The 26795-nt window shown below is 44.7% G+C and carries 43 protein-coding genes; 13 read left to right on the top strand and 30 right to left on the bottom strand.

Annotated elements, in window-relative coordinates:
• Positions 1 to 184 precede the first annotated feature (184 nt).
• The 11 genes from ACFI6G_RS18735 (at position 185) to ACFI6G_RS18685 (ending at position 10210) form a co-directional block, all read left to right on the top strand.
• The gene (locus ACFI6G_RS18735) at positions 185 to 2161 is read left to right on the top strand and encodes a bifunctional 2',3'-cyclic-nucleotide 2'-phosphodiesterase/3'-nucleotidase (RefSeq protein WP_010435096.1); all 1977 of its coding nucleotides are present in this window, start codon (positions 185 to 187) and stop codon (positions 2159 to 2161) included.
• Positions 2162 to 2488: 327 nt separating this feature from the next.
• Positions 2489 to 3076, top strand: a complete 588-nt coding sequence (locus tag ACFI6G_RS18730; RefSeq protein ID WP_016783713.1) for a DedA family protein — start codon at positions 2489 to 2491, stop codon at positions 3074 to 3076.
• Positions 3073 to 4206, top strand: coding sequence for an ATP-grasp domain-containing protein (locus ACFI6G_RS18725; RefSeq protein WP_010435101.1), 1134 nt, complete (start codon positions 3073 to 3075; stop codon positions 4204 to 4206). Before ACFI6G_RS18730 ends, ACFI6G_RS18725 begins: the two co-directional genes overlap by 4 nt.
• A gap of 19 nt (positions 4207 to 4225) precedes the next feature.
• Positions 4226 to 4768, top strand: coding sequence for a DinB family protein (locus tag ACFI6G_RS18720; RefSeq protein ID WP_016768652.1), 543 nt, complete (start codon positions 4226 to 4228; stop codon positions 4766 to 4768).
• Between the two features lies 1 nt (position 4769).
• Positions 4770 to 5519, top strand: coding sequence for an NRDE family protein (locus ACFI6G_RS18715; protein ID WP_016783712.1), 750 nt, complete (start codon positions 4770 to 4772; stop codon positions 5517 to 5519).
• A gap of 12 nt (positions 5520 to 5531) precedes the next feature.
• Positions 5532 to 5969: a YHS domain-containing (seleno)protein gene (locus ACFI6G_RS18710; protein WP_016768653.1), complete on the top strand. Its 438-nt coding sequence runs from the start codon at positions 5532 to 5534 to the stop codon at positions 5967 to 5969.
• 10 nt (positions 5970 to 5979) lie between these two features.
• Positions 5980 to 6423, top strand: coding sequence for a hypothetical protein (locus ACFI6G_RS18705; RefSeq protein WP_010435109.1), 444 nt, complete (start codon positions 5980 to 5982; stop codon positions 6421 to 6423).
• 12 nt (positions 6424 to 6435) lie between these two features.
• Entirely contained in the window at positions 6436 to 8190 is a 1755-nt protein-coding gene (locus ACFI6G_RS18700; RefSeq protein WP_016768654.1) for a lysophospholipid acyltransferase family protein, read from the top strand.
• A gap of 95 nt (positions 8191 to 8285) precedes the next feature.
• The gene (locus tag ACFI6G_RS18695) at positions 8286 to 8852 is read left to right on the top strand and encodes a Crp/Fnr family transcriptional regulator (protein WP_016783710.1); all 567 of its coding nucleotides are present in this window, start codon (positions 8286 to 8288) and stop codon (positions 8850 to 8852) included.
• A gap of 57 nt (positions 8853 to 8909) precedes the next feature.
• A complete protein-coding gene (locus ACFI6G_RS18690) occupies positions 8910 to 9362 on the top strand; it encodes a GNAT family N-acetyltransferase (RefSeq protein WP_462710416.1) in 453 nt (150 codons plus the stop codon).
• Complete coding sequence (locus ACFI6G_RS18685) at positions 9362 to 10210, top strand: DMT family transporter (protein ID WP_016799478.1); 849 nt, start codon at positions 9362 to 9364, stop codon at positions 10208 to 10210. Before ACFI6G_RS18690 ends, ACFI6G_RS18685 begins: the two co-directional genes overlap by 1 nt.
• 58 nt (positions 10211 to 10268) lie before the next feature.
• Here the strand turns inward: ACFI6G_RS18685 and ACFI6G_RS18680 are convergent, their stop codons facing one another.
• Positions 10269 to 10847 (bottom strand): LysM-like peptidoglycan-binding domain-containing protein, encoded by a 579-nt coding sequence (locus tag ACFI6G_RS18680; protein ID WP_010435121.1) that lies wholly within the window; start codon positions 10845 to 10847, stop codon positions 10269 to 10271.
• Between the two features lie 213 nt (positions 10848 to 11060).
• Between ACFI6G_RS18680 and ACFI6G_RS18675 the strand changes: the two genes are divergently transcribed.
• Together ACFI6G_RS18675 and ACFI6G_RS18670 are read left to right on the top strand one after the other, a co-directional pair.
• Positions 11061 to 11681 (top strand): FKBP-type peptidyl-prolyl cis-trans isomerase, encoded by a 621-nt coding sequence (locus ACFI6G_RS18675; RefSeq protein WP_008220519.1) that lies wholly within the window; start codon positions 11061 to 11063, stop codon positions 11679 to 11681.
• Between the two features lie 136 nt (positions 11682 to 11817).
• On the top strand, positions 11818 to 12312 hold the full coding sequence (locus tag ACFI6G_RS18670) for a DUF2780 domain-containing protein (protein ID WP_016783709.1): 495 nt from the start codon (positions 11818 to 11820) through the stop codon (positions 12310 to 12312).
• Between the two features lie 228 nt (positions 12313 to 12540).
• Here ACFI6G_RS18670 and rplQ read toward each other — a convergent pair whose 3' ends face one another.
• From rplQ to ACFI6G_RS18525, 29 genes are all read right to left on the bottom strand, one after another.
• Complete coding sequence (rplQ, locus tag ACFI6G_RS18665; RefSeq protein ID WP_004729812.1) at positions 12541 to 12921, bottom strand: 50S ribosomal protein L17; 381 nt, start codon at positions 12919 to 12921, stop codon at positions 12541 to 12543.
• 24 nt (positions 12922 to 12945) lie between these two features.
• Positions 12946 to 13938 (bottom strand): DNA-directed RNA polymerase subunit alpha, encoded by a 993-nt coding sequence (locus ACFI6G_RS18660; protein WP_004729813.1) that lies wholly within the window; start codon positions 13936 to 13938, stop codon positions 12946 to 12948.
• A gap of 22 nt (positions 13939 to 13960) precedes the next feature.
• Positions 13961 to 14581, bottom strand: a complete 621-nt coding sequence (gene rpsD / locus ACFI6G_RS18655; RefSeq protein ID WP_004738777.1) for a 30S ribosomal protein S4 — start codon at positions 14579 to 14581, stop codon at positions 13961 to 13963.
• Between the two features lie 31 nt (positions 14582 to 14612).
• A complete protein-coding gene (rpsK, locus tag ACFI6G_RS18650) occupies positions 14613 to 15002 on the bottom strand; it encodes a 30S ribosomal protein S11 (RefSeq protein ID WP_004738778.1) in 390 nt (129 codons plus the stop codon).
• Positions 15003 to 15021: 19 nt separating this feature from the next.
• The gene (gene rpsM / locus ACFI6G_RS18645; protein ID WP_004738779.1) at positions 15022 to 15378 is read right to left on the bottom strand and encodes a 30S ribosomal protein S13; all 357 of its coding nucleotides are present in this window, start codon (positions 15376 to 15378) and stop codon (positions 15022 to 15024) included.
• A 148-nt stretch (positions 15379 to 15526) separates the two neighbouring features.
• Positions 15527 to 15640, bottom strand: a complete 114-nt coding sequence (gene rpmJ, locus ACFI6G_RS18640) for a 50S ribosomal protein L36 (protein WP_000868186.1) — start codon at positions 15638 to 15640, stop codon at positions 15527 to 15529.
• A gap of 41 nt (positions 15641 to 15681) precedes the next feature.
• The gene (gene secY / locus ACFI6G_RS18635; protein ID WP_004738781.1) at positions 15682 to 17016 is read right to left on the bottom strand and encodes a preprotein translocase subunit SecY; all 1335 of its coding nucleotides are present in this window, start codon (positions 17014 to 17016) and stop codon (positions 15682 to 15684) included.
• 20 nt (positions 17017 to 17036) lie between these two features.
• Positions 17037 to 17471: a 50S ribosomal protein L15 gene (rplO, locus tag ACFI6G_RS18630; RefSeq protein WP_004736758.1), complete on the bottom strand. Its 435-nt coding sequence runs from the start codon at positions 17469 to 17471 to the stop codon at positions 17037 to 17039.
• 5 nt (positions 17472 to 17476) lie between these two features.
• Entirely contained in the window at positions 17477 to 17653 is a 177-nt protein-coding gene (rpmD, locus tag ACFI6G_RS18625) for a 50S ribosomal protein L30 (protein WP_004736756.1), read from the bottom strand.
• Positions 17654 to 17660: 7 nt separating this feature from the next.
• Entirely contained in the window at positions 17661 to 18161 is a 501-nt protein-coding gene (gene rpsE, locus ACFI6G_RS18620) for a 30S ribosomal protein S5 (protein WP_004738783.1), read from the bottom strand.
• Between the two features lie 14 nt (positions 18162 to 18175).
• Positions 18176 to 18529, bottom strand: a complete 354-nt coding sequence (gene rplR / locus ACFI6G_RS18615) for a 50S ribosomal protein L18 (protein WP_004738784.1) — start codon at positions 18527 to 18529, stop codon at positions 18176 to 18178.
• A gap of 9 nt (positions 18530 to 18538) precedes the next feature.
• Positions 18539 to 19072: a 50S ribosomal protein L6 gene (rplF, locus tag ACFI6G_RS18610; RefSeq protein WP_010435141.1), complete on the bottom strand. Its 534-nt coding sequence runs from the start codon at positions 19070 to 19072 to the stop codon at positions 18539 to 18541.
• A 10-nt stretch (positions 19073 to 19082) separates the two neighbouring features.
• On the bottom strand, positions 19083 to 19475 hold the full coding sequence (gene rpsH, locus ACFI6G_RS18605) for a 30S ribosomal protein S8 (protein ID WP_009847785.1): 393 nt from the start codon (positions 19473 to 19475) through the stop codon (positions 19083 to 19085).
• A gap of 29 nt (positions 19476 to 19504) precedes the next feature.
• On the bottom strand, positions 19505 to 19810 hold the full coding sequence (gene rpsN / locus ACFI6G_RS18600; RefSeq protein WP_004738789.1) for a 30S ribosomal protein S14: 306 nt from the start codon (positions 19808 to 19810) through the stop codon (positions 19505 to 19507).
• 16 nt (positions 19811 to 19826) lie between these two features.
• Positions 19827 to 20366 (bottom strand): 50S ribosomal protein L5, encoded by a 540-nt coding sequence (gene rplE, locus ACFI6G_RS18595; RefSeq protein ID WP_004738790.1) that lies wholly within the window; start codon positions 20364 to 20366, stop codon positions 19827 to 19829.
• 24 nt (positions 20367 to 20390) lie between these two features.
• Positions 20391 to 20708: a 50S ribosomal protein L24 gene (gene rplX / locus ACFI6G_RS18590; protein ID WP_004738792.1), complete on the bottom strand. Its 318-nt coding sequence runs from the start codon at positions 20706 to 20708 to the stop codon at positions 20391 to 20393.
• 11 nt (positions 20709 to 20719) lie between these two features.
• Entirely contained in the window at positions 20720 to 21091 is a 372-nt protein-coding gene (gene rplN, locus ACFI6G_RS18585) for a 50S ribosomal protein L14 (protein WP_004736740.1), read from the bottom strand.
• 162 nt (positions 21092 to 21253) lie between these two features.
• Positions 21254 to 21508 (bottom strand): 30S ribosomal protein S17, encoded by a 255-nt coding sequence (gene rpsQ, locus ACFI6G_RS18580; RefSeq protein ID WP_004736739.1) that lies wholly within the window; start codon positions 21506 to 21508, stop codon positions 21254 to 21256.
• Entirely contained in the window at positions 21508 to 21699 is a 192-nt protein-coding gene (gene rpmC / locus ACFI6G_RS18575) for a 50S ribosomal protein L29 (RefSeq protein WP_004736737.1), read from the bottom strand. Before rpmC ends, rpsQ begins: the two co-directional genes overlap by 1 nt.
• The gene (gene rplP, locus ACFI6G_RS18570; RefSeq protein ID WP_004736736.1) at positions 21699 to 22109 is read right to left on the bottom strand and encodes a 50S ribosomal protein L16; all 411 of its coding nucleotides are present in this window, start codon (positions 22107 to 22109) and stop codon (positions 21699 to 21701) included. The genes rpmC and rplP overlap by 1 nt, the downstream gene beginning before the upstream one ends.
• An 11-nt stretch (positions 22110 to 22120) precedes the next feature.
• The gene (gene rpsC / locus ACFI6G_RS18565; protein ID WP_004736734.1) at positions 22121 to 22819 is read right to left on the bottom strand and encodes a 30S ribosomal protein S3; all 699 of its coding nucleotides are present in this window, start codon (positions 22817 to 22819) and stop codon (positions 22121 to 22123) included.
• A gap of 18 nt (positions 22820 to 22837) precedes the next feature.
• Entirely contained in the window at positions 22838 to 23170 is a 333-nt protein-coding gene (rplV, locus tag ACFI6G_RS18560; protein ID WP_004736732.1) for a 50S ribosomal protein L22, read from the bottom strand.
• A gap of 10 nt (positions 23171 to 23180) precedes the next feature.
• Entirely contained in the window at positions 23181 to 23459 is a 279-nt protein-coding gene (gene rpsS / locus ACFI6G_RS18555) for a 30S ribosomal protein S19 (protein ID WP_004736729.1), read from the bottom strand.
• 19 nt (positions 23460 to 23478) lie between these two features.
• Positions 23479 to 24303, bottom strand: coding sequence for a 50S ribosomal protein L2 (gene rplB, locus ACFI6G_RS18550; protein WP_010435149.1), 825 nt, complete (start codon positions 24301 to 24303; stop codon positions 23479 to 23481).
• Between the two features lie 14 nt (positions 24304 to 24317).
• A complete protein-coding gene (gene rplW, locus ACFI6G_RS18545) occupies positions 24318 to 24620 on the bottom strand; it encodes a 50S ribosomal protein L23 (RefSeq protein WP_004736765.1) in 303 nt (100 codons plus the stop codon).
• Positions 24617 to 25219: a 50S ribosomal protein L4 gene (gene rplD / locus ACFI6G_RS18540; RefSeq protein ID WP_004738803.1), complete on the bottom strand. Its 603-nt coding sequence runs from the start codon at positions 25217 to 25219 to the stop codon at positions 24617 to 24619. The genes rplW and rplD overlap by 4 nt, the downstream gene beginning before the upstream one ends.
• A gap of 16 nt (positions 25220 to 25235) precedes the next feature.
• On the bottom strand, positions 25236 to 25865 hold the full coding sequence (gene rplC / locus ACFI6G_RS18535) for a 50S ribosomal protein L3 (RefSeq protein ID WP_004736763.1): 630 nt from the start codon (positions 25863 to 25865) through the stop codon (positions 25236 to 25238).
• Positions 25866 to 25879: 14 nt separating this feature from the next.
• Positions 25880 to 26191, bottom strand: coding sequence for a 30S ribosomal protein S10 (gene rpsJ / locus ACFI6G_RS18530; RefSeq protein ID WP_004736761.1), 312 nt, complete (start codon positions 26189 to 26191; stop codon positions 25880 to 25882).
• A 444-nt stretch (positions 26192 to 26635) separates the two neighbouring features.
• Positions 26636 to 26795: EF-Tu C-terminal domain-related protein (locus tag ACFI6G_RS18525; RefSeq protein ID WP_462710354.1), on the bottom strand; the 160-nt coding region annotated here is incomplete at its 5' end.

The following is a 26795-nucleotide window of genomic DNA, read 5'->3' as shown; positions in this document are numbered from 1 at the left end:
GAAATGAATGGACTAATATTATCGATATCATTTGTACATTGATGGGCAGCTTTGAGAGGTATATTGCAGAACACCGTAAAGTAATCGATCAAAGTCACGATTTAACATTCGTTGTAATCATTGTTTCATTCGATTTTGTTACATTACGCAACAAATTTTCTACTATCCACTTTGGAGCTACACAATGAAAGTTGCAATAAAACCTTTGTCATTGGCTGTACTTGCGGGTCTTGGTTTGACTCTAGCAGGCTGCACAACAACACCAGATACCGATGAAGTGATTAAACTACGTGTCGTAGAAACGACGGATATCCATACCAACCTAATGGATTACGACTACTACAAAGACAAGCCATCGAAGAAAATCGGCTTAGCACGTACTGCAACTCTAGTAAAAGAAGCTCAAAACGAAGTAACCAATAGCGTATTAGTTGATAACGGTGATTTACTGCAAGGTAGCCCAATGGGTGACTACATGGCAGACAAAGGCATCGTTGCTGGTGAGGTTCACCCTGCATATAAAGCAATGAACCAACTAAGCTACGACGCTGCAAACCTAGGTAACCACGAGTTCAACTACGGTCTTGAGTTCCTAGAAGAGTCTATCAACGACGCTGATTTCCCATACATCAGTGCTAACGTTTACGACGCAGAAACCAAAGAACACTACTTCACGCCTTACATCATCAAGACTCACACGTTTGAAGATACAGCAGGCGTAAAGCATGAAGTAAAAGTCGGCTACATCGGTTTTGTTCCACCACAAATCATGACGTGGGATAAGAAGAACCTAGAAGGCAAAGTGATCGCTCGCGATATCATTGAGACAGCTAACGAGTTAGTACCTCAAATGAAAGCGGAAGGCGCTGAAGTTATCGTTGCTATCCCTCACTCAGGCGTATCAACTGACCCATACAAAAATGGCGAAGAAAACTCAACGTTCTACCTATCTGAAGTAGACGGCATTGATGCAATCGCATTCGGCCACTCTCACGCAGTATTCCCAGGTAAAGGTTTTGATGACATTCAAGGCATCGACAACGAAACGGGCACAATGAACGGCGTTGCGGCAGTAATGCCTGGTCGTTGGGGTAGCCACGTTGGTGTTATGGATCTAACACTTGCACAAAAAGACGGTAAGTGGGAAGTCGTTAAAGGCCAATCAGAAGCACGCCCTATCTACGACAAGATAGAAAAGAAATCACTTGCTGCTGCTGATGAAGGCATCGTAACAGCACTAGAAAAAGACCACGCAGGTACTCGTGAGTTTGTTAACCAACCGATTGGTAAAGCAGACGATGTGATGTACAGCTTCCTGTCTCTAGTACAAGACGATCCAACAGTTCAAATCGTTAACCTTGCACAGAAAGATTACGTTGAACAGTTCATCCAAGGTGACCCAGACCTAGATGGTACGCCAGTACTTTCAGCCGCTGCACCATTCAAAGCCGGTGGCCGTAAGAATGATCCAGCGAACTTCACTGAAGTTGAATCTGGTCAACTGACATTCCGTAACGCAGCTGACTTGTACCTCTACCCGAACACACTAGTTGCGATGAAGGTTACAGGTCACGAAGTAAAAGAGTGGCTTGAGTGTTCTGCTGGTCAGTTCAACCAAGTGGATGTTAACTCAACTGCACCACAACAGTTGATCGAGTGGGATAACTTCCGTACTTACAACTTCGATGTAATCGACGGTGTTGATTACCAAATTGACGTAACTCAACCTGCGAAATACGATGCAAACTGTAAAGTGGTTAACCCTGACTCACAGCGTATTGTTGGCCTAACTTACCAAGGTAAGCCAATCGACATGAAGCAAGACTTCCTGATCGCAACCAACAACTACCGTGCATACAGCGCTAAGTTCCCAGGCACAGGTGAAGACTTCATCGCATTTGATGCACCAGATGAGAACCGTACTGTTCTTGCAAACTACATATCTCGCGTAAGCAAAGAGCAAGGTCAAGTGAGCCCAAGCGCGGATAACAATTGGTCATTTGCGCCAATCAAAACGGATAACAAACTAGATATCCGCTTTGAAACATCTCCAAGCGACAAAGCAGCAGAGTTCATCAAAGAGAAGGGTCAATACCCGATGAAACGTGTTGCGACTGACGATGTTGGTTTTGCTGTTTACCAGATTGACCTAACTAAATAGATTGCTTAAGTAATCCATAGTTAACATTCTGAAAGGCTGAGTTTAACGACTCAGCCTTTTTCTTTTTCACATGGGATCCCCATATCCAACGCCCGGCTTTCAAATCCAAACTCTCGATACATCTACTTTAAAAACAACACATTATTCGCTTTCATTTCGCTTTAAGAACGACTTAAACAACGCATTTCAAACCACGGATGGAATCAAGCTCGCACAAAAAATCCTCAATCATCTGTAAGTTTTTCTCAGCTCCTCGTGTCTATTTAATTTACTACACTCAATGAATGACCAATAAGCCATTCATTTATAGGATAGATAGGACATTTGATGAGCACCGTCGAGAGTATCCAAGCATGGTTAAATACAGGAGAGGAATCGCTGCTATGGCTGATGCTTGGCATTATCGCGCTTTCTTATCTGCTTGAAGATCTGGCGATTGTTACGGCGGCAGGTATAGCGACTCAAGGTCTAATACTTCCTCAATATGCGCTGCTTGCCATTTTCATCGGCATTGCCACGGGTGATCTCGGTCTTTATTGCTTAGGAAAGTCAGGACGTTACTTCCGAGGTGTGCGATATAAAGCTCTCACGAATAAGTACTTTCGTTTGCTTCGTACCAAACTACGTCAGAACGCATTCAGCAGCCTTTTTGTCATCCGCTTTATTCCCGGGCTTCGTACCGTCGGCTTTACCTTAAGTGGCTTTTTCGCAATCCCACTCCCTACTTTCTTATTTGCCGTTATTAGTGCCACTGCGATCTGGACTGGCATTGTCTTCTCTGCCATCTACTATTTAGGGACATCAGCGTGGCTGCAAGCCTCTGAATATCAATGGGTCGTCATCCCATGTGCCATCGCTTTGCTGTTTATCTGCAATCGATTAATGAATAGAACCTACTCTAGAGGATTATCATGAGTTCACCGCAAGATATTCGCATCATTCCATCACATCAAATCAATGCTGGCATGCCCCTACTTGAAAAAGATACCGTGCGCAGTGTCTCTCCTTATGAGTTTCTTCCGGCTTGGTTTTTCTACACGCCAGTGGTGATTCAAAGCCTGATGCAAGGGTTACGGCACTTTGACTGGACACTGCCGCTCATCGCTAACCCGAGCATCAAGTTAAGCGGAATGGTCGGCGAATCAAAACACGAGATACTGAGCCTTGCCGGATCATCGAGTCAGCGTTGGATCTCTCCGTTTATCACCTTAACCAAAACGGATCTTAGCAGTAAGAAACAAGCTGAAGATGCGCGCAGCGCACTCATACAGTCGGATCTCGATTTCCCGATTGTGGCTAAACCGGATCTTGGTTGTCGAGGTGTTGGTGTTAAGCTGATCAACACACAAGATCAACTAGAACAGTATGTTGAATCTTTCCCAAATAATGCTCGCTTTCTATTGCAAGAAAAGGCGCCTTATCAAGCCGAAGCGGGTGTATTCTACGTTCGTTACCCAAACAAAAAGCAAGGCGAGATCATCTCGATCACACTCAAGTATGCGCCAATGGTGGTGGGTGATGGCAGCTCGACACTCAAACAGTTAATTGAAAATAGCCCGCGTGCAGGACAGCTCAGTCACCTCTATCTGCCAAGACATCAAGGTAAATTGGATCAAGTGCTCGCAGAGGGCGAAGAGTTTCAACTCGCGTTCGCAGGCAGCCATAGTCGTGGTTGTATCTTTCGAGACGGTAATCAATACATCACTCAGGCTCTAACAGAACGTTTAGACGAGATATTCGATGATTTCGATGGCTTTCATTTTGGCAGACTCGACGTCAAATTTAAGGACATGCATAGCCTAATGAACGGCGAGGATTTCACTATCCTCGAGGTCAATGGTGCGAGTAGCGAAGCCGGACATATCTGGGATCGCAACACACCACTACGAGAGATATTTTCTACACTACTTCTGCAATACCGCATTCTTTTTGATATAGGTGCTCAACAGAAGCACCGAGGCCATAAGACTCCCTCTTTCAAGAGCTTATTTGCTGCGTGGCAAGAAGAGCGACGTCTTGTTCAACAATATCCGACCACCGATTAACTTTGTACGAGGACCATGAATGAACCCCATAGCCCAACCAAGCGCCCTCACTTCTTTCTCTCCAAGTATCACAGGAGCGGTAGAAATATTGAACCAGGGGCTAGAGTTTTTGTTAGCGATATCCGACAGCGACTACCTGACACGAGCAAAGCCGCACGTTACAAGCTCTATTGGTGAACATACTCGTCATACGCTCGATCTTTTTCACGCCTTGATCTTAAAAGAGAATGCAACCGTTGATTACAACACTCGCCGTCGTGGTCATCCCGTCGAGTACGAGCGCTCAATTGCAGTAAAAGAGATCCATTATGTGATCAACTGGCTTGAGCGATTAGACCGTCGGGATCTCGAAGCGCCTATCATGATCCAAACCGAAGTTTCAATGGATGCTCAAGTATTCGCAAGCCTACCTTCTACGCTAGAAAGAGAAGTCACCTTCGCCGCGCTGCATGCCAATCATCATTACGCGATGATCAAAGTGATCACCACCTTCCTAGACATTGACACCTGCAATACCTTTGGTTACGCCCCAACGACTAGCAGCTATCTGAGGGAACAATAATATGTGCTCAGTCTCTTGGCTACTTGAAGAAAATGGTTATCAGGTCTTTTTCAATCGTGATGAACAGAAAGCACGAGCACTGGCGATGCCGCCTAAACAATATCGAGTCAACGGTGTCGATATCATAATGCCACTCGACCCTACTGGCGGTGGTAGTTGGATAAGCATTAATGAGTTCGGGCTTTCTTTATGCCTACTCAATAACTATCAAGGCATAGTACCTGCTGGTCCTTTGGTCAGCCGCGGTTTATTACTTAAAAACCTATCATCGAGTCGTAACATCAGTAAGCTCTCTGAAGCATTTCATCAGCTAGACCTACACTCTTTTGCTCCTTTTACCTTGTTGGCTTTCGCCCCGAATTTAACTAAGAACAGTGGTTTGGTTATCGCCTACATGTGGGATGGTATTCAACAAAAAATCGTCGACACTGATTCTCCACTCTTCTCATCCGGTGTCGATTTAGAACGCGTGCAAGCTTATCGTAAAGCGAAATATGATCAGCTGATGGAAACCGGTAAGAATCAACAGAACTTACTGATGTTCCACTCTCATCATCACAGCGAACAACCTCATTTAGCAACCTGTATGCATCGTGAAGACGCACACACGGTAAGCTTTACTCATTTACGCAACCTACACGGCCAAGCTTCGATGTTTTATGCATCTGGCTCGCCTTGCGAACCCATTAAGCCATGTCGGATAAATCAACAGCGCTTTACCTTCGATTTATCACCCGCAATCAATCTATAGATGGAGTCTATCATGAGAAAACTATTAACCATGGTTCTGCTACTTGTTAGCCCGTACGTATTTGCCGCCGATGAAATCTACACCGGATTCTTTAGCAGCAAGGCACTCGATGGCTACGATACTGTCGCGTATTTCACTTCCGGTAAGCCCGTCGAAGGCAGTCAAAAATTCAGCACCGAGTACAAGGGTGCAGACTGGTATTTCTCTTCTGAAAAGAATTTGACTTTATTTGTTAATAATCCTGAAAAATATGCCCCTCAATATGGAGGTTATTGCGCTTGGGCTGTATCAGCCAAGAGCGACTTTGCACCTGGAGACCCTCATCAATGGACGATTGTTGATAACAAGCTTTACCTCAACTACGACCAGGAGATTAAGCAACGCTGGGAGCAAGACCAAGCACAACATATCCAACAAGCCGATAAAGTTTGGCCGAAACTGATCAAGTAAGGGAATAACGATGACATTCACTCCAACCAAGCATATCCCTGCGGCATTTATCGCGTTTGTGTTTATTCAGTCACTGTTTTTTAAGTTCACTGGCTCATACGAGACTGAACATATCTTTGGCACTCTCGCGACATGGTCTGGACTAAGTTGGTTCGGCTCGCTTGGCGGCTATTTAATTGGATTCGCGGAATTGATTGCTGCTATTTTGCTATTCACACGCTGGCATGGCCTTGGAGCCATCATGACAGTGGGAATTATGAGTGGCGCGATTTTCTTCCACCTGTTTACGCCACTCGGCATTCAAATGCCTGAGTTCAATACAGCGGGTGACATTGTCGGTTATGACGGCGGGTTATTGTTTGGTATGGCATGCCTAGTCTGGTTATGCGGTGCATTTTTAAGTGTGAAAGATTTCAAGAATCAAGACGGTTTCCTAAACAACTTTAGTCAATAAGGTAGCTTCATTATGATTGATAGTCCTTTTCGTTTACCACGTTACACACCTTTTGGTTTAGGTGAGTCTGTTGTCGAGTGGGCAACTGGGCTATCTAAGCTAGACAAACTCTATCAAGATAGACCGAACGAGTTATCTAGCTTTGAGTTTATGCATCACACTCTATCGGCACTCAATATCGACTATTCGGTTTCATCTGGAACCACAGAGAATATTCCAGAAGATGGGCCTGTGGTGATTGTGGCCAATCATCCTCTTGGCGCGATTGAAGGCGTGATCCTTGCTGATCTCGTAGGATCGGTAAGGAAAGATGTAAAGGTACTGGCGAATGAGTTGCTCAAGCGACTGCCTGAACTGGATGATCTTTTCATCGGAGTCGATGTCTTTAATAGCAAAGAATCGAAACGAACCAACGCCAAAGCGATTCGAGATGCCAATCGTCACTTAGCAGATGGTGGACTGCTGATTGTGTTCCCTGCGGGCGAAGTCTCGAGTTACCGCAAAGGGGCAAAGACACTGACAGACATCGAATGGAGCAAATCGGTAGCCAAATTCGTCAAACGTCATCAAGCCACTACGGTACCTATCTTTATCAATGGTAAAAACAGTGAGCTTTTCTATCAAGCTGGCCGTGTCCATCCACTATTAAGAACAGCTCTACTCGGCCGTGAACTCCTCAATAAGCAAGCGACCACGATCGCTATCTCTATTGGCTCTTCGATTCCATATTCAGAAATAAAATCGTTTGAACAAGAAATGGATATCGTCAACTACCTGCGACTCAATACCTACCTGATGAGTCAACAAGATAGCCCGAACACACCAATCCACGCGCCCTCTTTTGATACTCAAGTGATTGCTCCGATTCCACAAGAAGTATTGGCAATAGAGATAAATTCACTCCCTGAAGAGATGAAACTGCTCGAGCAAGGTGACTTCGAGGTCTACTGCACGCCAAGCCAATCTATCCCTAACTTAATGCGCGAGATTGGTCGAGTCAGAGAAGAAAGCTTTAGAGAAGTCGGAGAAGGCAGCGGCCTTGCCTGTGACTTGGATGAGTATGACCTTTACTACCATCAACTGTTTGTGTGGAATAAAACTAAAGCAGAACTAGTCGGTGCGTATCGACTCGGTATGGTCGACAAGCTAATCGCTGAGCATGGGCTTGATAAGCTCTACTCTCGTAGCCTGTTTAACTACAATCAAGAGTTCATTGACACCTTAGATAACAGTATTGAACTAGGACGCTCCGTAGTGAGTAAACCTTATCAAAAGAGTCTTAACTCACTGTTACTATTATGGAAAGGCATCGCGGCCTTTGTATATCACCACCCTCAATATACCCATTTATTTGGTCCGGTAAGTATCAGTAATGATTACAGCCACAATGCACGATTATTGATAGCGACCACCTTATCCATACATCATTACGATGAACAAAAGGCGAACCTGGTTTCTCCTTCGTCACCACTCAATACCAGTAATAATGTGTTCTGGCAGAATCACCTACTATCGTCATTGGCGAGTGTCCCTCTGCTTTCTAAAGTGTTGGCTCGTATGGAGCAAGGAAAAGGCCTACCAGTACTGCTTCGCCAATACCTGGGGATGAACGGTAAACTGGTGTGCTTTAACGTCGACCCATCGTTTAATGATGCTTTGGATGGCTTGATTGTCGTCAACCTCAAGAAGGTACCATTGAAAACTCTAGGCAAATATATGGGCCGAGAACTTGCTCAAGACTATCTAGAGCAGCATTCAAAGCGTTAGGTCATTAATACTGACCCTATATTGATATTCAAATTCTGTACCTCTCCCCAAATAAGTGCGATGATTTCGACACTTATTTGGGCTAGGTCACCTTCATGCACACGTCTTTTATCGAACAACTACAAAGCTTTGGTTTCTCTGAAAATCAGATTGAATCTCTATTAGCCGTCGCAAAGCCCCTTGAGCTCCCAACAAGACACATCCTGATCAATCAAGGTGAGATGGCGAGTTCAATCTACTTTGTGCTTGAAGGCTTATGTCATGCTTGTTACCTCACTAATGACGGAAAACAATACAGTAAAGAATTCTACTGGGAACAAGACTGGATCATAGGCTTTGAGAGCTTGATAAAAAACCAAGCGTCCCCTTACCTATTAGAAACGCTCACACCCATCACCATGTTAGAACTGCCAATGAACGCCGTAATCGAGTGGCGAGCATCAAACAACCCTCTATACCTAAAGTTGTTAGAAACTCAGCTCATGCATAAAGAAAACAAAGAACGCTTTATGCTGCTCTATACTCCTGAACAACGTTACCAACTGTTCTGCGAACATTATCCTGATCTTGAACAGCGCTTGAACGACAATCAAATTGCCGCTTACCTAGGAATAACCGCCATCAGCCTTAGCAGAATTAAAAGTCGAATTAACAATAGTTAATGCCAACAATCATCGCGCATAGTACATTCAGAGCATCGATAATCTCTGGATGTAAACATGATCACTTGGCACTCAATTCCTTTTTCTGAACTCTCAACACAACAACTGTATCAACTACTTAAATTAAGAGTCGATGTATTTGTGGTTGAGCAAACTTGTCCTTATCCAGAGCTCGACGGCAAAGATATACTCACAGGTGTTGAGCACCTACTTGGTTATTCTGATAAAGAGTTAGTAGCGTGTGCACGCATACTCCCTCCTGGCACCACATACGATAACGTCAGTATCGGTCGTGTCTCGACCAAGCAATCAGCAAGAGGAAATGGCTTAGGGCACCAATTGATAAAAGAGGCATTGATTCGTTGTGAAGAACTTTGGCCAAACGCGACCATAGACATCGGTGCACAAGAACACCTAGAAAACTTCTATGCAAGCCATGGGTTCAATACGGTGTCTGAGATGTATCTGGAAGATGATATTCCACATCTAGACATGAGATTAGAGAAATAATGTCGAATATCACTGTCGGTATTTTATTACTGATTGCAGGTAACTTGTTTGCCTCGTTTTCCGACGTAACGGTAAAACTGTTGAATGGCGAAGTGCCGCCACTTCAGTATATTTTTTTCCGACAGTTGATATCTCTGATCATCATTACGCCTTTGTGGCTGCAGCAGAAAAAAGAAAAACGGCACTTAAAACAAGCTAAAATAACCTTCATACGAGGGCAGCTTATCTTAATCGGTAGTGGATGTATGGTTGTTGCAATCACTCACTTATCTTTGGCCACCGCTAATGCTGTATTTTATGTCGCGCCCTTATTGATGTTGCCTCTATCGATGTTTCTACTAAAAGAGCAACCAGCACTCGGTAAAGTTATCGCCACCACAATAGGCTTTATTGGTGCGCTGATTGTATTGAGACCTTCGCAATTTCATTGGGCAGCGCTGTTTGCTTTGGGGACAGCACTCACTCTCGCACTATTTAATGTACTCGTAAGAAAGCTTCCTAGTGAACAAACCGTCATCACAACACTGTGGTGGACAACGCTATTTTCCATTCCTGCATCATTGATACTGTGCTTTCTATACTGGCAACCCGTGTCTGTCGAGCACTTGGGATACATAGCCCTGAGTGCAACACTCATATTAAGCTATAACGGCTTTGCCGTTTCCGCTTACCAAAAAGCTCATTCCAACCAAATAGCATTAGCTGAATATTCAGGATTAGTCTTTGTCGCACTTATAGGTGCGCTATGGTTTAACGAGATTCCAGACACATTAACTTTTACCGGAATAATGCTCATTATCTTACCACTAGCACCTTTTAAGCGACCAAAAAAAAGAGCTAACGCTTAGCTCTTTTTATCACTGATCTATGTCTATGAAGTGCCTTAACTAACGGGTCAGAATCGCTCTATTTGCTTCGACCAAAACCACCGTCAGACAGTCTAAAGAACATTACCGAAGTATCACCCTTCTCTAGCTGAAGAATATCCAGTTGCCCAGTCTCAGCAAGTTTGAAACGAACGAGCTGACCCTTGCGGATCTGGCTTAGTGGCTTATCAGCACCTTCAATACGAACCAAGGCATTAAGATCAGACAATGGCAAATCATTATTTCGGAAAACCTGCGCTAGAGTATCTCCTTGTTTAACAAGGTACTCTTGCCAATTACTGGGTTCTGATGAATTGCTTTTGGCATTTTGCTGTTCACTTAAACCAACGGTGTTTATCTCAAGCTCAACGCGCGATGTTATCGGAGCAGAATCCACTTTCGGTTCTGGTAGCGGCACAAAAAGTAAAATTAATACAATCGGCGAAATCACCATCAATAATCTCTGGTGCAGCTTTGGTAATGAACTCCAAGTTTCCGTTATCGAAGTCTTCATCTTCTTTATATCGATTGAGTTCAATTTCGCTTTTATCTGTTCCAGTCGAACCTTGAGCTCTGCTAAGTGGTCAACTTTTTGCTTTTTCTTTTGACGACGATTCATGCCACTGCGTCCTATATATTGAATAACTACAGTATAAAAACCAAAGTACCAACAGTATAGATCTTTCCGTCACAACGGAGAGCAAAGCGAGAAAATTGACATCCCTGTGATATCAGCACGGTAAAGCACAAGTGATCATAGGCTAGCCGTTTCTTCACGCTGCTAATACTGGTATTCTTACCCTTTTCGTACTGACAAAAAGAGTGACTTTTCATGTCTGAAGTAAAATTTGAAACTGTAGAGCAAAAAGCTAGCTACGGTATCGGTCTACAAATGGGCCAACAACTTGCTGGTTCTGGTCTTGAAGGCCTAAACGTTGACGCAATTGCTGCTGGTATCGCAACAGCTCTAGTTGGTGACATGCCAGCTATCGAAGTTGACGAAATCAACAACGCACTACAAGAACTACACACTCGTGGTGAAGCTGCACGTCAAGAACTAGCTAAAGCTGCTGCTGCAGATGGCGAAGCTTTTCTAGCTGACAACGCTCTTCGTTCAGAAGTAACAGTTCTTGAGTCTGGTCTTCAATACGAAGTACTAACTGAAGGTACTGGTGAAATCCCAACTGCAGACAAGCAAGTGCGTGTTCACTACCATGGCGAACTAACTGACGGTACTGTTTTCGACAGCTCTGTATCTCGCGGTCAACCAGCTGAATTCCCAGTAACTGGCGTAATTCAAGGCTGGGTACAAGCTCTACAAATGATGCCTGTTGGCTCTAAGTGGAAGCTATACATCCCTCAAGATCTAGCATACGGTGAGCGTGGCGCAGGTGCTGCAATCCCACCATTTGCTGCTCTAGTATTTGAAGTAGAACTTCTAGCTATTCTTTAATTTTTATAAAAAGCCTCAGTAAAACAAATTACTATATAGGCAAATAAAATTAAAATAATCCAACGGCGATGTGACTACATCGCCGTTTTTCGTTTATAGTGGAAGAGTAAATGACTTTATTACTTAAGGACAAATAATGAAGAAAGTACTCATCACTGTTTTAAGCAGCCTTGCTGTTGTCTCTTGCGCTAGCACTAGCGATTCTGGCACAACCAGTTCTAATTCTGATACCAACTATTCCCAATTGACTCAAACTGCACTTATGGCTGCGGTGAATATGTGGTCTCAACAAAATGAAACAACACCTCTGGCAGATACCGTTGCCAATCAAGCATCAGTTACGAGCGATCAAGCTGTTGGCGGGATTGGTTCGATGCTAGCTCTTGCACAGAATTCACTTGGCACAGCAGATAACAACGAGCTTGCGTCACTCATTCCAGGAATGTCTACGCTTGAATCTACTGGCCTAACATCGGTACTAAATTCTCAAGGCGCGGTTGAAAGTGCTTTCTCAGGTTTAGGAATGGATTCGTCAATGATCAGCACGTTTGCGCCAATCATTCTTCAAGCACTTCAATCCCAAGGTGCGACCAGTGGCCTAATGGATTCACTTGCAGCTGTTTGGCAATAAGATTAGCGATTAGCGATTAGCGGAATAATATCGATAAGAAGAGCACAGAGGTGCTCTTTTTTGTACGTGGAAGAAAGGAGATACGAGATATTTTTGGAAAATGGCTCAGATCAAGCAAGTAAAAATGCCAAACATCATGGTACAAGTTCTTAATGTACATTTCCTTACTCTACAGATACAAAAAAGCCGAGCTAATGCTCGGCTTTTGTATTAAGAATCTAGTTTAGATTACTCAGCAGCTTCTTCAGCAGCTGGGCGGTCTACAAGCTCAATGTAAGCCATTGGAGCTTTATCACCAGTACGGAAACCACATTTAAGAATGCGAGTGTAACCACCTTGGCGAGCCGCGAAACGCGGGCCTAGTTCATTAAATAGTTTTGCTACCACTTCGTTATCACGAGTGCGAGCAAATGCAAGACGACGGTTAGCAACACTGTCTGTCTTAGCTAGGGTAATCAATGGCTCAATTACGCGACGTAGTTCTTTTGCTTTTGGCACGGTAGTTTTAATAACTTCGTGACGAACAAGAGAGCTAGCCATGTTGCTGAACATCGCTTTGCGATGACTGCTGTTGCGGTTGAGTTGACGACCACTTTTACGATGGCGCATGACCTAATCCTTCTAACTTTTCGATTAATCTTCAGCGATTGACGCTGGTGGCCAGTTTTCTAGGCGCATGCCTAGAGAAAGACCACGTGAAGCAAGCACATCTTTAATCTCTGTAAGAGATTTCTTACCAAGGTTTGGCGTTTTAAGTAGCTCAACCTCAGTGCGCTGTACAAGATCACCGATGTAGTGAATCGCTTCTGCTTTCAAACAGTTAGCAGAGCGAACTGTTAGTTCAAGATCGTCTACAGGACGTAGTAGGATAGGATCGAATTCTGGCTTCTCTTCCTTCTCCTCAGGTACACGTACATCACGAAGATCTACGAACGCATCCAATTGTTCAGCTAAAATAGTAGCTGCGCGACGGATTGCTTCCTCAGGTTCTAGAGTACCGTTCGTTTCCATATCGATAACAAGCTTGTCTAAATCAGTACGTTGTTCTACACGTGCCGCTTCTACAGCGTAAGCGATTTTATCAACCGGGCTGTAAGTAGCATCAACTAGTAGACGACCGATAGGACGCTCATCTTCTTCAGTATGGATACGAGCTGAAGCTGGAACGTAACCACGACCACGTTCTACTTTGATACGCATAGCGATCTCAGCATTGTCATCCGTTAGGTGACAAATTACGTGCTCAGGGTTAGCGATCTCTACATCACCATCGTGGGTGATGTCACCTGCAACAACAGGGCCTGAGCCTGATTTGTTCAGTGTAATAAACACTTCATCTTTGCCTTCAGCAACGCGTACAGCTAAACCTTTAAGGTTTAGAAGGATTTCCAGGATATCTTCCTGAACGCCTTCTTTAGTGCTGTATTCGTGTAGCACACCTTCAATTTCAACTTCTGTTACGGCACAACCCGGCATAGAAGATAGAAGAATGCGGCGAAGAGCATTACCTAGAGTGTGGCCGAAACCGCGCTCTAATGGCTCAAGAGTTACTTTCGCGTGTGTCGTATTGATCTGTTCAATGTCAACAAGACGCGGCTTAAGAAATTCTGTTACAGAACCCTGCATTGTGTCCTCTCTTTTTTTAACCTTACTTAGAGTAAAGTTCGACGATCAAGTGTTCATTGATGTCAGCTGATAGGTCAGAACGCTCAGGCATACGCTTGAATGTACCTTCCATTTTGCCAGCATCTACTTCAATCCAAGTTGGCTTTTCACGTTGTTCAGCAACTTCTAGAGCCGCTTTAATACGAGATTGCTGTTTAGCTTTCTCGCGGATAGAAACAACGTCGTTTGCCGCTACTTTGAAAGAAGGAACGTTTACAACTTTACCGTTAACTAGGATAGACTTGTGGCTAACTAGTTGACGAGATTCAGCACGAGTAGCGCCAAAACCCATACGGTAAACTACGTTATCAAGACGACCTTCAAGAAGCTGAAGCAGGTTTGCACCCGTGTTGCCTTTAAGACGTGCAGCTTCTTTGTAGTAGTTGCGGAATTGTTTTTCTAGAACGCCATAGATACGACGAACTTTTTGCTTCTCACGAAGCTGAACGCCATACTCAGATAGACGACCGCGACGAGCGCCGTGTACACCTGGTGCGTTATCAATTTTACACTTGGTATCGATCGCACGGACACCAGACTTAAGGAATAAGTCAGTACCTTCGCGACGGCTAAGCTTCAGCTTAGGACCCAAATATCTTGCCATGATCTTTCTCCAATATTCCTAGAAACGAAACTTAAACGCGACGTTTCTTAGGTGGACGACAACCGTTATGAGGGATTGGTGTCGCATCAACAATGTTAGTGATACGGAAACCAGCAGCGTTCAGTGCACGAACAGTAGATTCGCGACCTGGACCTGGACCCTTAACCATAACTTCCAAGTTCTTTAGGCCATATTCTTTAGCCATTTCACCACAACGCTCAGCTGCAACTTGTGCTGCGAACGGAGTAGATTTACGAGAACCACGGAAACCTGAACCACCTGCTGTAGCCCATGCAAGAGCATTGCCTTGACGGTCAGTGATAGTTACGATTGTGTTGTTGAAAGAAGCATGAATGTGCGCTACGCCATCAGCTACTTGCTTGCGTACGCGCTTACGCGCGCGAGTTGGTTGTTTTGCCATTGTACTCTACCTTATCCGACTATTTCTTGATCGGCTTGCGCGGACCCTTACGGGTGCGAGCGTTGGTTTTAGTACGCTGTCCACGTAGTGGTAGACTGCGACGATGACGAAGACCGCGGTAACAGCCAAGGTCCATAAGACGCTTGATGTTCATCGATACTTCACGACGTAGATCACCTTCTACAGTGTATTTAGCTACACCATCACGCAGTTGATCGATCTGCTCTTCAGTTAGTTCACTGATCTTAGCATCTTCAGCAATACCCACTTCAGCTAGAATAGCTTGAGAGCGAGTTTTACCAATACCGTAGATTGCAGTAAGTGCAATTACAGAATGCTTATGATCAGGAATGTTAATGCCGGCTATACGGGCCATTATTCACTCCTAAGGGGTTCATAAAAGAATTATCCGCAGCAAAGCCCGTTATGGATACGCTGCGGCATACTACTTCTTTTGCACGCAAAAGGTAGGCCGAGGAATATACTCGACTCTACCTAGTATTTCAAGTAAAAATTTCTGCTGATTAGCCTTGGCGTTGCTTATGCTTTGGCTCACTGCAAATCACGCGAACGACACCGTTACGCTTGATAACTTTACAGTTACGGCAGATTTTTTTAACGGAAGCACGAACTTTCATTGCTAAACTCCGTAAATGGAATCGAAATAATTACTACCGAATTAACGGCCGTAACCTTTCAGATTCGCTTTCTTTAACACAGAATCATACTGTTGTGACATCAGATGAGTCTGTACCTGTGCCATGAAATCCATGATAACTACCACTACGATTAGTAGTGATGTGCCGCCGAAGTAGAAACGAACGTTCCACGCGACCATCATGAATTCAGGAATCAGACATATAAAAGTAATGTATAGAGCGCCCGCAAGGGTTAGTCTAGTCATCACTTTATCGATATATTTCGCTGTCTGCTCACCTGGGCGGATACCGGGTACGAATGCACCAGACTTCTTCAAGTTATCAGCTGTCTCGCGAGGGTTAAACACCAACGCTGTATAGAAGAAACAGAAGAAGATTATAGCTGCTGCATAAAGCATTACATACAAAGGTTGACCTGGGCTAAGAGCTAATGACACGTCAGTTAACCAACCGAACGCGCTGCTTTCACCATTTTGACCAAACCACTGCGCTAATGTTCCTGGGAACAAAATAATACTTGATGCAAAAATCGCTGGAATAACACCTGCCATATTAATCTTAAGAGGCAAGTGAGAGCTTTGTGCTGCAAAAACTTTACGACCTTGTTGACGTTTCGCATAGTTAACGACGATACGACGTTGACCACGTTCCATGAAAACTACGAAGTAAATAACAGCAAAAGACAATACAGCAATCAACAGCAGAAGAAGCACATGCAATTCACCTTGACGCGCTTGCTCGATTGTTTGACCGATTGCAGAAGGCAATCCAGCAACAATACCTGCAAAAATCAGAATGGAAATACCATTACCGATTCCTCGCTCAGTGATTTGTTCACCTAACCACATTAAAAACATGGTACCAGTTACTAAACTCACGGTAGCAATAAGCGTAAACATGGTTTGGTTGATAACAACCAGATTGTCGACCATGTTTGGTAAGCCTGTTGCGATACCAATAGCTTGGAATGTTGCAAGTACAAGCGTGCCGTAGCGTGTATATTGGCTTATCTTACGACGGCCTGCTTCACCCTCTTTCTTGAGTTCCGCTAACGCTGGATGAACTACAGTTAGCAATTGGACTACAATCGATGCCGAAATGTACGGCATGATACCCAATGCTAATATAGATGCACGCTCAAGAGCACCACCGGAGAACATGTTAAACATTTCAACGATGGTACCTTTTTGCTGATCGAACAAATCGGCAAGTACAGCTGCGTCAATACCAGGGATCGGCACAAAAGAGCCGGCTCGGAATACTAAAAGTGCACCAATTACGAATAATAAGCGCGACTTTAGTTCACTTAAGCCGCTCTGAGCACTACGAAAATCTTGTCCTGGTTTCTTAGCCATCTGTACCTCGTTCCTCGAGATTATTCCTCGATTTTACCGCCTGCAGCTTCGATTGCAGCTTTAGCGCCTTTAGTCACGCGTAGACCTTTAACAGTCACAGCTTTGCTTAGGTCACCAGAAAGAACGATCTTAACAAATTCGATGTTCTTAGTGATAACGTTAGCAGCTTTAAGGCTGTTAAGATCAACTACGTCACCTGTTACTTTCGCTAGCTCAGCTAGACGAACTTCAGCAGACACTAGGCTCTTACGAGAAGTGAAACCGAATTTAGGTAGACGTTGTTTTAGAGGCATTTGACCGCCTTCAAAACCTGGACGAACAGAGCCGCCAGAACGTGACTTTTGACCTTTGTGACCGCGGCCACCTGTTTTACCAAGGCCAGAACCGATACCACGACCTACACGCTTCTTAGAAGGTTTAGAGCCAGCAGCCGGTGATAGAGTATTCAAACGCATTCTGATTACTCCTCAATCTTAACCATGTAGTAAACCTTGTTGATCATACCGCGTACGCACGGTGTATCTTCAAGTTCTACTGTATGGTTGATGCGACGAAGACCTAGACCTTTAAGGCACGCTTTGTGCTTAGGTAGGCGACCAATTGAGCTTTTAGTTTGAGTTACTTTAATAGTTGCCATCGTGTTCTTACTCCGAAATAGATTCAACAGTTAGACCACGTTTAGCAGCAACCATTTCTGGTGACTTAACGTCTACTAGAGCACCAATCGTTGCACGAACGATATTGATAGGGTTCGTTGAACCGTATGCTTTAGAAAGTACGTTATGTACGCCCGCAACTTCAAGTACAGCACGCATTGCACCACCGGCAATAACACCTGTACCTTCTGCAGCTGGCTGCATGTAAACTTTAGAGCCCGAATGACGACCTTTCACCGGGTGGTGAAGAGTGCCTTCGTTAAGCGCAACAGTAACCATGTTACGACGCGCTTTTTCCATTGCTTTTTGAATCGCAGCAGGTACTTCACGAGCTTTGCCGTAACCGAAACCTACGCGACCATTACCGTCACCAACTACTGTTAGTGCAGTGAAGCTCATGATTCGACCACCTTTAACCGTCTTAGATACACGGTTAACAGCGATCAGCTTTTCTTGCAAATCATTAGCTTGTTGTTGTTCTTTAGCCATCTTCCAACCCTACCTTAGAATTTCAGACCAGCTTCGCGAGCAGATTCTGCTAGCGCCGCTACTCGACCGTGGTATTGGAAACCAGAACGATCGAATGCAACCGAAGCTACGCCTTTTTCAAGAGCGCGCTCAGCAACAGCTTTACCAACTGCTTTAGCTGCATCAACGTTACCAGTGTTCTTAACTTGCTCACGGATCGCTTTTTCTACAGTAGAAGCAGCTGCGATAACCTCAGAGCCGTTTGCCGCGATAACTTGTGCGTAAACATGGCGAGGAGTACGGTGTACTACCAAGCGAGTTGCGCCAAGTTCTGCAATCTTACGACGTGCACGTGTAGCACGACGGATGCGAGATGCTTTCTTATCCATAGTGATACCTTACTTCTTCTTAGCTTCTTTAGTACGCACATTTTCATCTGCGTAACGAACACCTTTACCTTTGTAAGGCTCAGGAGCACGGTAAGAACGAATGTCAGCCGCAACTTGACCTACTACTTGCTTATCGCAACCAGTAATAATGATCTCAGTTTGGCTAGGGCACTCAGCTTTAATACCTTCAGGTAGAGCGTGCTCTACTGGGTGAGAAAAACCAAGAGTTAGACCTACAGAGTTGCCTTTCATAGCAGCACGGTAACCAACACCCTTAAGAGTTAGCTTCTTAGTGAAGCCCTCAGTAACACCCACAACCATGTTGTTAACTAGAGCGCGAGCTGTACCAGCTTGTGCCCATGCGTTAGCAACACCTTCTTTCGGACCGAAAGTTAGGTTGTTTTCTTCTTGTGCAATAACTACGGCGCTGTTAAGAACGCGAGTAAGCTCACCTTTGCTACCTTTTACAGTAACTTCTTGGCCGTTTAGTTTCACCTCTACGCCAGCTGGAATAGCGACAGGTGCTTTAGCAACACGAGACATAATCTACTCCTTAAGCTACGTAACAGATGATTTCACCGCCAAGACCTGCTTTACGAGCAGCACGGTCAGACATCAGACCCTTGGAAGTAGAAACAACTGCAATACCAAGACCACCCATCACTGTAGGTAAAGAGTCTTTATTTTTATAAACTCTTAGACCAGGACGTGATACACGCTTGATTTGCTCGATTACAGGTTTAGCTTGGAAGTACTTAAGAGTAACTTCTAGCTCAGGTTTTGCTTCGCTGTCAACAGCGAAGTCTACGATGTAACCTTCAGCTTTAAGTAATGCAGCAATTGCAACTTTAAGCTTTGAAGAAGGCATTTTTACAGCAACTTTGTTTGCTGCCTGACCGTTACGAACGCGGGTCAGCATATCCGAAATCGGATCTTGCATGCTCATAAGATTTACTCCAAATGATTAAGTGGCAATTACCAGCTAGCCTTACGAAGACCCGGAATCTCGCCTTTCATGCAAGCTTCACGAACCTTAATGCGGCTTAGACCGAATTTACGTAGGTAACCGTGTGGACGACCAGTTTGGTTGCAACGGTTGCGCTGACGTGATGCACTTGAATCACGTGGAAGAGATTGCAGTTTAAGAACCGCATTCCAACGATCTTCTTCAGATGCGTTTACATCGCTAATGATAACTTTTAGCGCAGAACGCTTTTCAGCGAACTTAGCTACTAGTTTTGCACGTTTAGCTTCACGTGCTTTCATTGATTGTTTAGCCATAACAGTAACCCTACCCTTACTTACGGAATGGGAAGTTAAAGGCAGCCAGCAGAGCTCGGCCTTCCTCATCGGAACCCGCAGAAGTCGTGATAGTGATATCAAGACCGCGGACGCGATCGACTTTATCGTAGTCGATTTCCGGAAAGATGATTTGCTCGCGAACGCCCATGCTGTAGTTACCGCGACCGTCAAAAGACTTAGCGCTAACACCACGGAAATCACGTACACGTGGAAGTGCAATAGAGATTAAACGCTCTAAAAATTCCCACATGCGCTCACCACGCAAGGTTACTTTACAACCAATTGGGTAGCCTTCACGAATTTTGAAACCAGCTACAGATTTACGCGCTTTAGTGATAAGTGGCTTTTGACCAGAGATCGTTGCCATATCAGCTGCTGCGTTTTCTAGCAGTTTCTTATCGTTGATTGCTTCACCAACGCCCATGTTTAGGGTGATTTTCTCAATCCTAGGGACTTGCATGACGCTTGTGTAGCTGAACTCTTTGGTAAGCTCAGCGACTACAGACGACTTGTAGTAATCATGCAGTTTCGCCATAGTAGAACTCCAAATTACTTCTAATTAGTTAGAAACAGTTTCGCCGTTAGATTTGAAGAAACGAACTTTCTTGCCATCTTCGATACGGAAACCGATACGGTCTGCTTTACCAGTAGCCGCGTTAAAAACAGCAACGTTAGAAGCATCAATAGCTGCTTCTTGTTCAACGATGCCACCTTGTTGACCTAGAGCCGGAACCGGCTTTTGGTGTTTCTTAACAAGGTTGATGCCTTCAACGATAACTTTACCAGTTGTCAGAACCTTAGTTACTTTACCTTTCTTGCCTTTATCTTTACCAGCAAGAATGATTACTTCGTCATTACGACGGATTTTAGCTGCCATGTTGCCGCTCCTTACAGAACTTCAGGTGCTAGTGATACAATCTTCATGAATTTCGCGTTACGAAGTTCACGAGTCACAGGACCAAAGATACGTGTGCCGACTGGTTGCTCAGTAGTGTCATTTAACAATACACAAGCATTACTGTCGAAGCGAATGACAGAACCGTCTGGGCGACGAACGCCTTTACGGGTGCGCACTACTACCGCCTTCAGAACATCACCTTTCTTTACTTTTCCGCGAGGAATCGCTTCCTTCACTGTAACCTTGATGACGTCACCGATATGTGCATAACGGCGGTGAGAGCCACCCAGAACCTTAATACACATTACCTTGCGCGCGCCAGAGTTATCTGCTGCGTCAAGTGTACTTTGCATCTGGATCATTGTTAGTGCTCCGCTAAATATTAAAACTAGACCCTCTCGGGTCGGGCTGCCTCTTTAAAAGGGACGCGAATTGTACCACCCTTTTTTTAAATTGGGTAGACAAAAAACAAGCGGCTCCAAAAAATAATTTGGAGCCGCTTATAAGTTATAGAATTACAAAGATTAAATCTTCGCTTTTTCTAGAACTTTAACCAATGTCCAAGACTTAGTCTTAGACAGAGGACGACACTCAGCGATTTCAACTTTGTCGCCTAGGCCACAAGTGTTGTCTTCGTCGTGTGCGTGTACTTTAGTCGTGCGTTTGATGAACTTGCCGTAAATCGGGTGTTTTACAGTACGTTCAATAGCAACAACGATAGACTTGTCCATCTTGTCACTTACTACACGGCCTTGCTGGATGCGGTTAGTTTCGCTCATTATGCGCCTGCCTTTTCAGTCAAAACAGTTTTCACACGTGCGATGTCACGGCGTACAGCTTTTAGAGTATGAGTTTGCTGAAGTTGACCAGTTGCAGCTTGCATGCGCAAGTTGAACTGTTCACGTAGCAAATTCAATAGCTCAGCGTTAAGCTCTTCAACGTTCTTTTCGCGTAGATCTTGTGCTTTCATCACATCACCTGCTTAGTTACAAAAGTAGTTTTAACAGGCAGTTTACGTGCCGCTAGGCGGAACGCTTCACGTGCCAACTCTTCAGGTACGCCATTCATCTCGTACATAACTTTGCCTGGTTGGATTTGAGCAACCCAGTACGCAACTGAACCTTTACCTTTACCTTGACGAACTTCAAGAGGCTTTTCAGTAATCGGTTTGTCTGGGAAAACACGGATCCAGATTTGACCTTGACGCTTAATGTGACGTGTCATAGCACGACGTGCCGCTTCGATTTGACGTGCAGTCAGACGACCACGGCCAACAGCTTTAAGACCGAATTCGCCGAAGCTTACTTCAGTACCTTTAGCTAGACCACGGTTACGACCAGTCATAACCTTGCGGAACTTAGTACGTTTTGGTTGTAGCATCGTTCGACTCCTTACTTACGGCCTTTACGCTGCTTCTTAGGCTTATCGCCTTTTGGCTCTACTGCGTTAGCAGCTGGCATACCGCCTAGAATCTCACCTTTGAAGATCCAAACTTTAATGCCGATCACACCGTATTGAGTGTGAGCCGAAGAAGTTGCGTAATCAATGTCTGCACGTAGAGTGTGTAGAGGCACACGGCCTTCACGGTACCACTCTGAACGTGCGATTTCAGCACCGCCAAGACGGCCGCCTACTTGTACTTTGATGCCTTTAGCGCCTAGACGCATAGCATTTTGTACCGCACGCTTCATTGCACGACGGAACATAACACGACGCTCTAGTTGAGACGCGATGCTATCAGCTACAAGCTGACCATCTAGCTCAGGCTTACGTACTTCAGCGATGTTAATTTGCGCTGGTACACCTGCGATTTTAGCTACAGCTGCGCGTAGCTTCTCTACGTCTTCACCTTTCTTACCGATAACAACGCCAGGGCGAGCAGTGTGAATAGTCACACGGATGCTCTTAGCTGGACGCTCGATAACGATACGAGATAATGATGCTTTTTGTAGTTCCTTTGTAAGGAACTGACGTACCTTGAAGTCGCCGTCTAGGTTGTCAGCGAATTCGTTGGTATTAGCAAACCATGTAGCATTCCAAGGCTTAACGATGCCAAGACGAATACCATTAGGATGTACTTTCTGACCCATTGCTTACTCTCCTAGTCTTTAGCGATCTGCTACAACAATAGTGATGTGGCTTGAACGCTTCAAGATACGATCCGCACGACCTTTAGCACGAGGCATAATACGCTTCATGATAGGGCCCTCATCTACGAAGATTTTAGCGACATTTAGATCGTCGATATCTGCACCTTCGTTATGTTCCGCGTTAGCGATAGCTGACTCAAGAACTTTCTTAACTAATACAGCAGCTTTTTTGTTGCTGAAAGTTAGAATTTCTAGAGCCTGGTCTACCGACTTACCGCGAATTTGGTCTGCAACTAAGCGAGCTTTCTGTGGAGAAATACGAGCAAAGTTATGTTTAGCTAAAGCTTCCATCATCTACTCCTTATTTCTTCTTAGCTTTCTTATCTGCAGCATGACCGCGATAAGTACGAGTTGGTGCAAATTCGCCCAGTTTGTGACCGATCATTTCTTCGGTAACGAAAACTGGAACGTGCTGACGACCATTATGGACAGCGATGGTCAAACCAATCATTGTTGGGATGATCATTGAGCGACGGGACCAAGTCTTAATAGGCTTTTTGTCTCCGCTTTCCACCGCTTTCTCTACCTTCTTCAGCAAGTGTAGGTCAATAAAAGGACCTTTCTTGAGAGAACGTGGCATGGCGATTCCTCTTTATAAATTATTTAGTGCGACGACGTACGATGTACTTGTCAGTGCGCTTGTTCTTACGAGTCTTGAAGCCCTTAGTAGGAACGCCCCAAGGAGATACTGGGTGACGACCACCAGATGTGCGGCCTTCACCACCACCATGTGGGTGATCCACCGGGTTCATTACTACACCACGTACGGTTGGACGTACGCCGCGCCAGCGTGAAGCACCAGCTTTACCAAGTTCACGTAGCATATGCTCAGAGTTACCAACTTCACCGATCGTTGCACGACCTTCAGAAAGTACTTTGCGCATTTCACCAGAACGTAGACGGATAGTTACGTATGCACCATCGCGAGCGATGATTTGAGCATAAGCACCAGCCGAACGAGCTAGTTGAGCACCTTTACCAGGCTTAAGTTCAACACAGTGTACAGTAGAACCTACTGGGATGTTGCGCATCGGCAGAGTGTTACCTGCTTTGATTGCAGCATCTACGCCAGATTGAATCTGGTCGCCTGCGTTAACACCTTTAGGTGCAATGATGTAACGACGCTCACCGTCTGCGTACAGAACTAGAGCGATGTTAGCACTACGGTTTGGATCGTATTCTAGACGCTCAACTTTCGCTGGGATGCCATCTTTAGTACGTTTGAAGTCAATTACACGGTAATGGTGCTTATGACCACCACCGATGTGACGTACTGTAATACGACCGTTGTTGTTACGACCACCGTTCTTAGAGTTTTTCTCTAGAAGTGGTGCGTATGGCTTACCCTTGTGTAGGTCAGCGTTAACAACTTTAACGACGTGACGACGACCAGGGGAAGTCGGCTTACATTTAACAATAGCCATTTTTACTACTCCTGTTATTCCGCGCCGCCAACGAAGTCAAGATCTTGACCTTCTTTCAAAGTAACGTAGGCTTTCTTAACGTCTGAACGACGGCCTTCACGCATACCTTGACGTTTGGTCTTACCCTTTAATACAAGAGTATTTACAGACTTAACTTCAACTTCAAATAGCTTTTCTACAGCTGCTTTGATCTCTTTCTTAGTTGCATCTTTAGCTACTTTGAAAACGATAGTGTTCGCTTTCTCAGCTGCCATAGTTGCTTTTTCAGAGATGTGCGGAGCACGTAGAACTTTTAAGATACGCTCTTCAGTGATCATGCTAGCATCTCCTCAACTTGCTTAACTGCGTCAGCAGTCATTAGAACCTTGTCGAAAGCGATAAGTGATACTGGATCAACACCAGCAACATCACGTGCATCTACTTTGTATAGGTTACGAGCAGCTAAGAATAGATTTTCATCTACTTCGCCAGTTACAATCAGAACGTCGCTTAGCTCAAGCTCTTTAAGCTTAGCTACAAGTTCTTTTGTTTTTGGTGCTTCTACAGAGAAGTTATCAACAACGATTAAACGCTCTTGACGAACTAGCTCAGAAAGAATGCTCTTCATAGCACCGCGGTACATTTTTTTGTTTACTTTTTGGCTGTGATCTTGTGGTTTCGCAGCAAAAGTAACACCACCTGTACGCCAGATTGGGCTACGAATTGTACCAGCACGTGCGCGGCCAGTACCTTTTTGACGCCATGGCTTAGCGCCACCGCCAGATACTTCAGAACGAGTCTTTTGAGCACGAGTACCTTGACGAGCACCTGCTGCATATGCAACAACTACTTGGTGTACAAGAGCTTCGTTGAAGTCACGTCCGAAAGTAGTCTCGGAAACAGTTAGTGCATCAGCACCTTTAACCATCAATTCCATTACTTACTCCTAGACGTTATGCTTTAACAGCAGGTTTTACGATCACGTTTCCGCCTGTTGAGCCCGGTACTGCACCTTTAATAAGGAGTAGATTGCGCTCAGCGTCAACACGTACGATCTCTAGGTTTTGAGTCGTTACACGCTCAGCACCCATGTGACCTGCCATTTTCTTGCCTTTAAACACGCGGCCTGGAGTTTGACATTGGCCAATTGAACCCGGTGCGCGGTGAGACAAAGAGTTACCGTGAGTCATATCTTGAGTAGAGAAGTTCCAACGCTTGATAGCGCCTTGGAAGCCTTTACCTTTAGATGTACCAGTAACGTCTACTTTTTTAATTTCGTTGAAAAGTTCTACGTTTAGCTCAGCGCCAACTTCAAACTCTTCGCCGTTTTCTAAACGGAATTCCCAAAGACCGCGACCTGCTTCTACACCCGCTTTCGCGAAGTGACCAGCTTCAGGTTTAGTTACACGGTTAGCTTTCTTAGCACCAGTAGTTACTTGGATTGCTGCGTAGCCGTCTGTCTCAAGAGTTTTAACTTGAGAAATACGGTTCGCTTCAACCTCAACAACAGTTACTGGGATAGAAACGCCTTCTTCAGTAAATACGCGGGTCATACCCACTTTACGTCCGACTAGACCAATCATTATTCTTATCTCCCTTAACCTAGGCTGATTTGAACATCAACGCCAGCTGCAAGATCAAGACGCATTAGAGCATCAACAGTTTTATCTGTTGGCTCAACGATGTCGATCAAACGCTTGTGAGTACGAATTTCGTACTGGTCACGTGCATCTTTGTTGACGTGTGGAGAGGTAAGAACAGTGAAACGCTCTTTACGAGTAGGAAGTGGAATAGGACCACGAACCTGTGCGCCAGTACGTTTTGCTGTTTCAACGATTTCCGCAGTTGAAGCATCGATTAGCTTGTAATCAAACGCTTTAAGGCGGATACGAATACGTTGGTTCTGCATGAGACAGAGCTCCAATTATTAAAAATTACACAAACAATATCGCCACTCAAGCTCGAAAGAACGAGAGAATGCCGATTGATTTATGTGAAACCGTAGCATCCAAAATCAGGACGCATTGTCAGTTAACTTTTGAAGTAAATGCAATATTTACTATTTTTATTAACCGCGAACATAAGCTGAGTATACATTACTAGGTAAGACCTACTCCTCAGTGCTCATTGGTTCACAAACCGGCGTTAGCCAGTGCGATGCATTATACAGATCACACTTTAGTATGCAAGTGGTGTTGGAAAAATAATCGGAATATATTGAAAAAGGAGCTTAAAGGATGTGAGGTATTGCGCGGGAAAAGGCTTTATTTATAAACAAAAAAAAGGGAAGCTAAAGCTTCCCTTTTTAAATGCGTGCTCTTCTAATGAAGAGTGTGCAAAAATCTAAATGCTATTAAGCGAAGATTTTAGCTACAACACCAGCACCAACTGTACGGCCACCTTCGCGGATTGCGAAACGTAGACCTTCGTCCATTGCGATTGGAGCGATTAGCTCAACAGTCATTTGAACGTTGTCACCTGGCATTACCATTTCTACACCTTCAGGTAGAGTG

Source organism: Vibrio sp. PSi01, from assembly GCF_054960695.1.
This window is presented reverse-complemented; position numbering and strand designations above follow the sequence as displayed.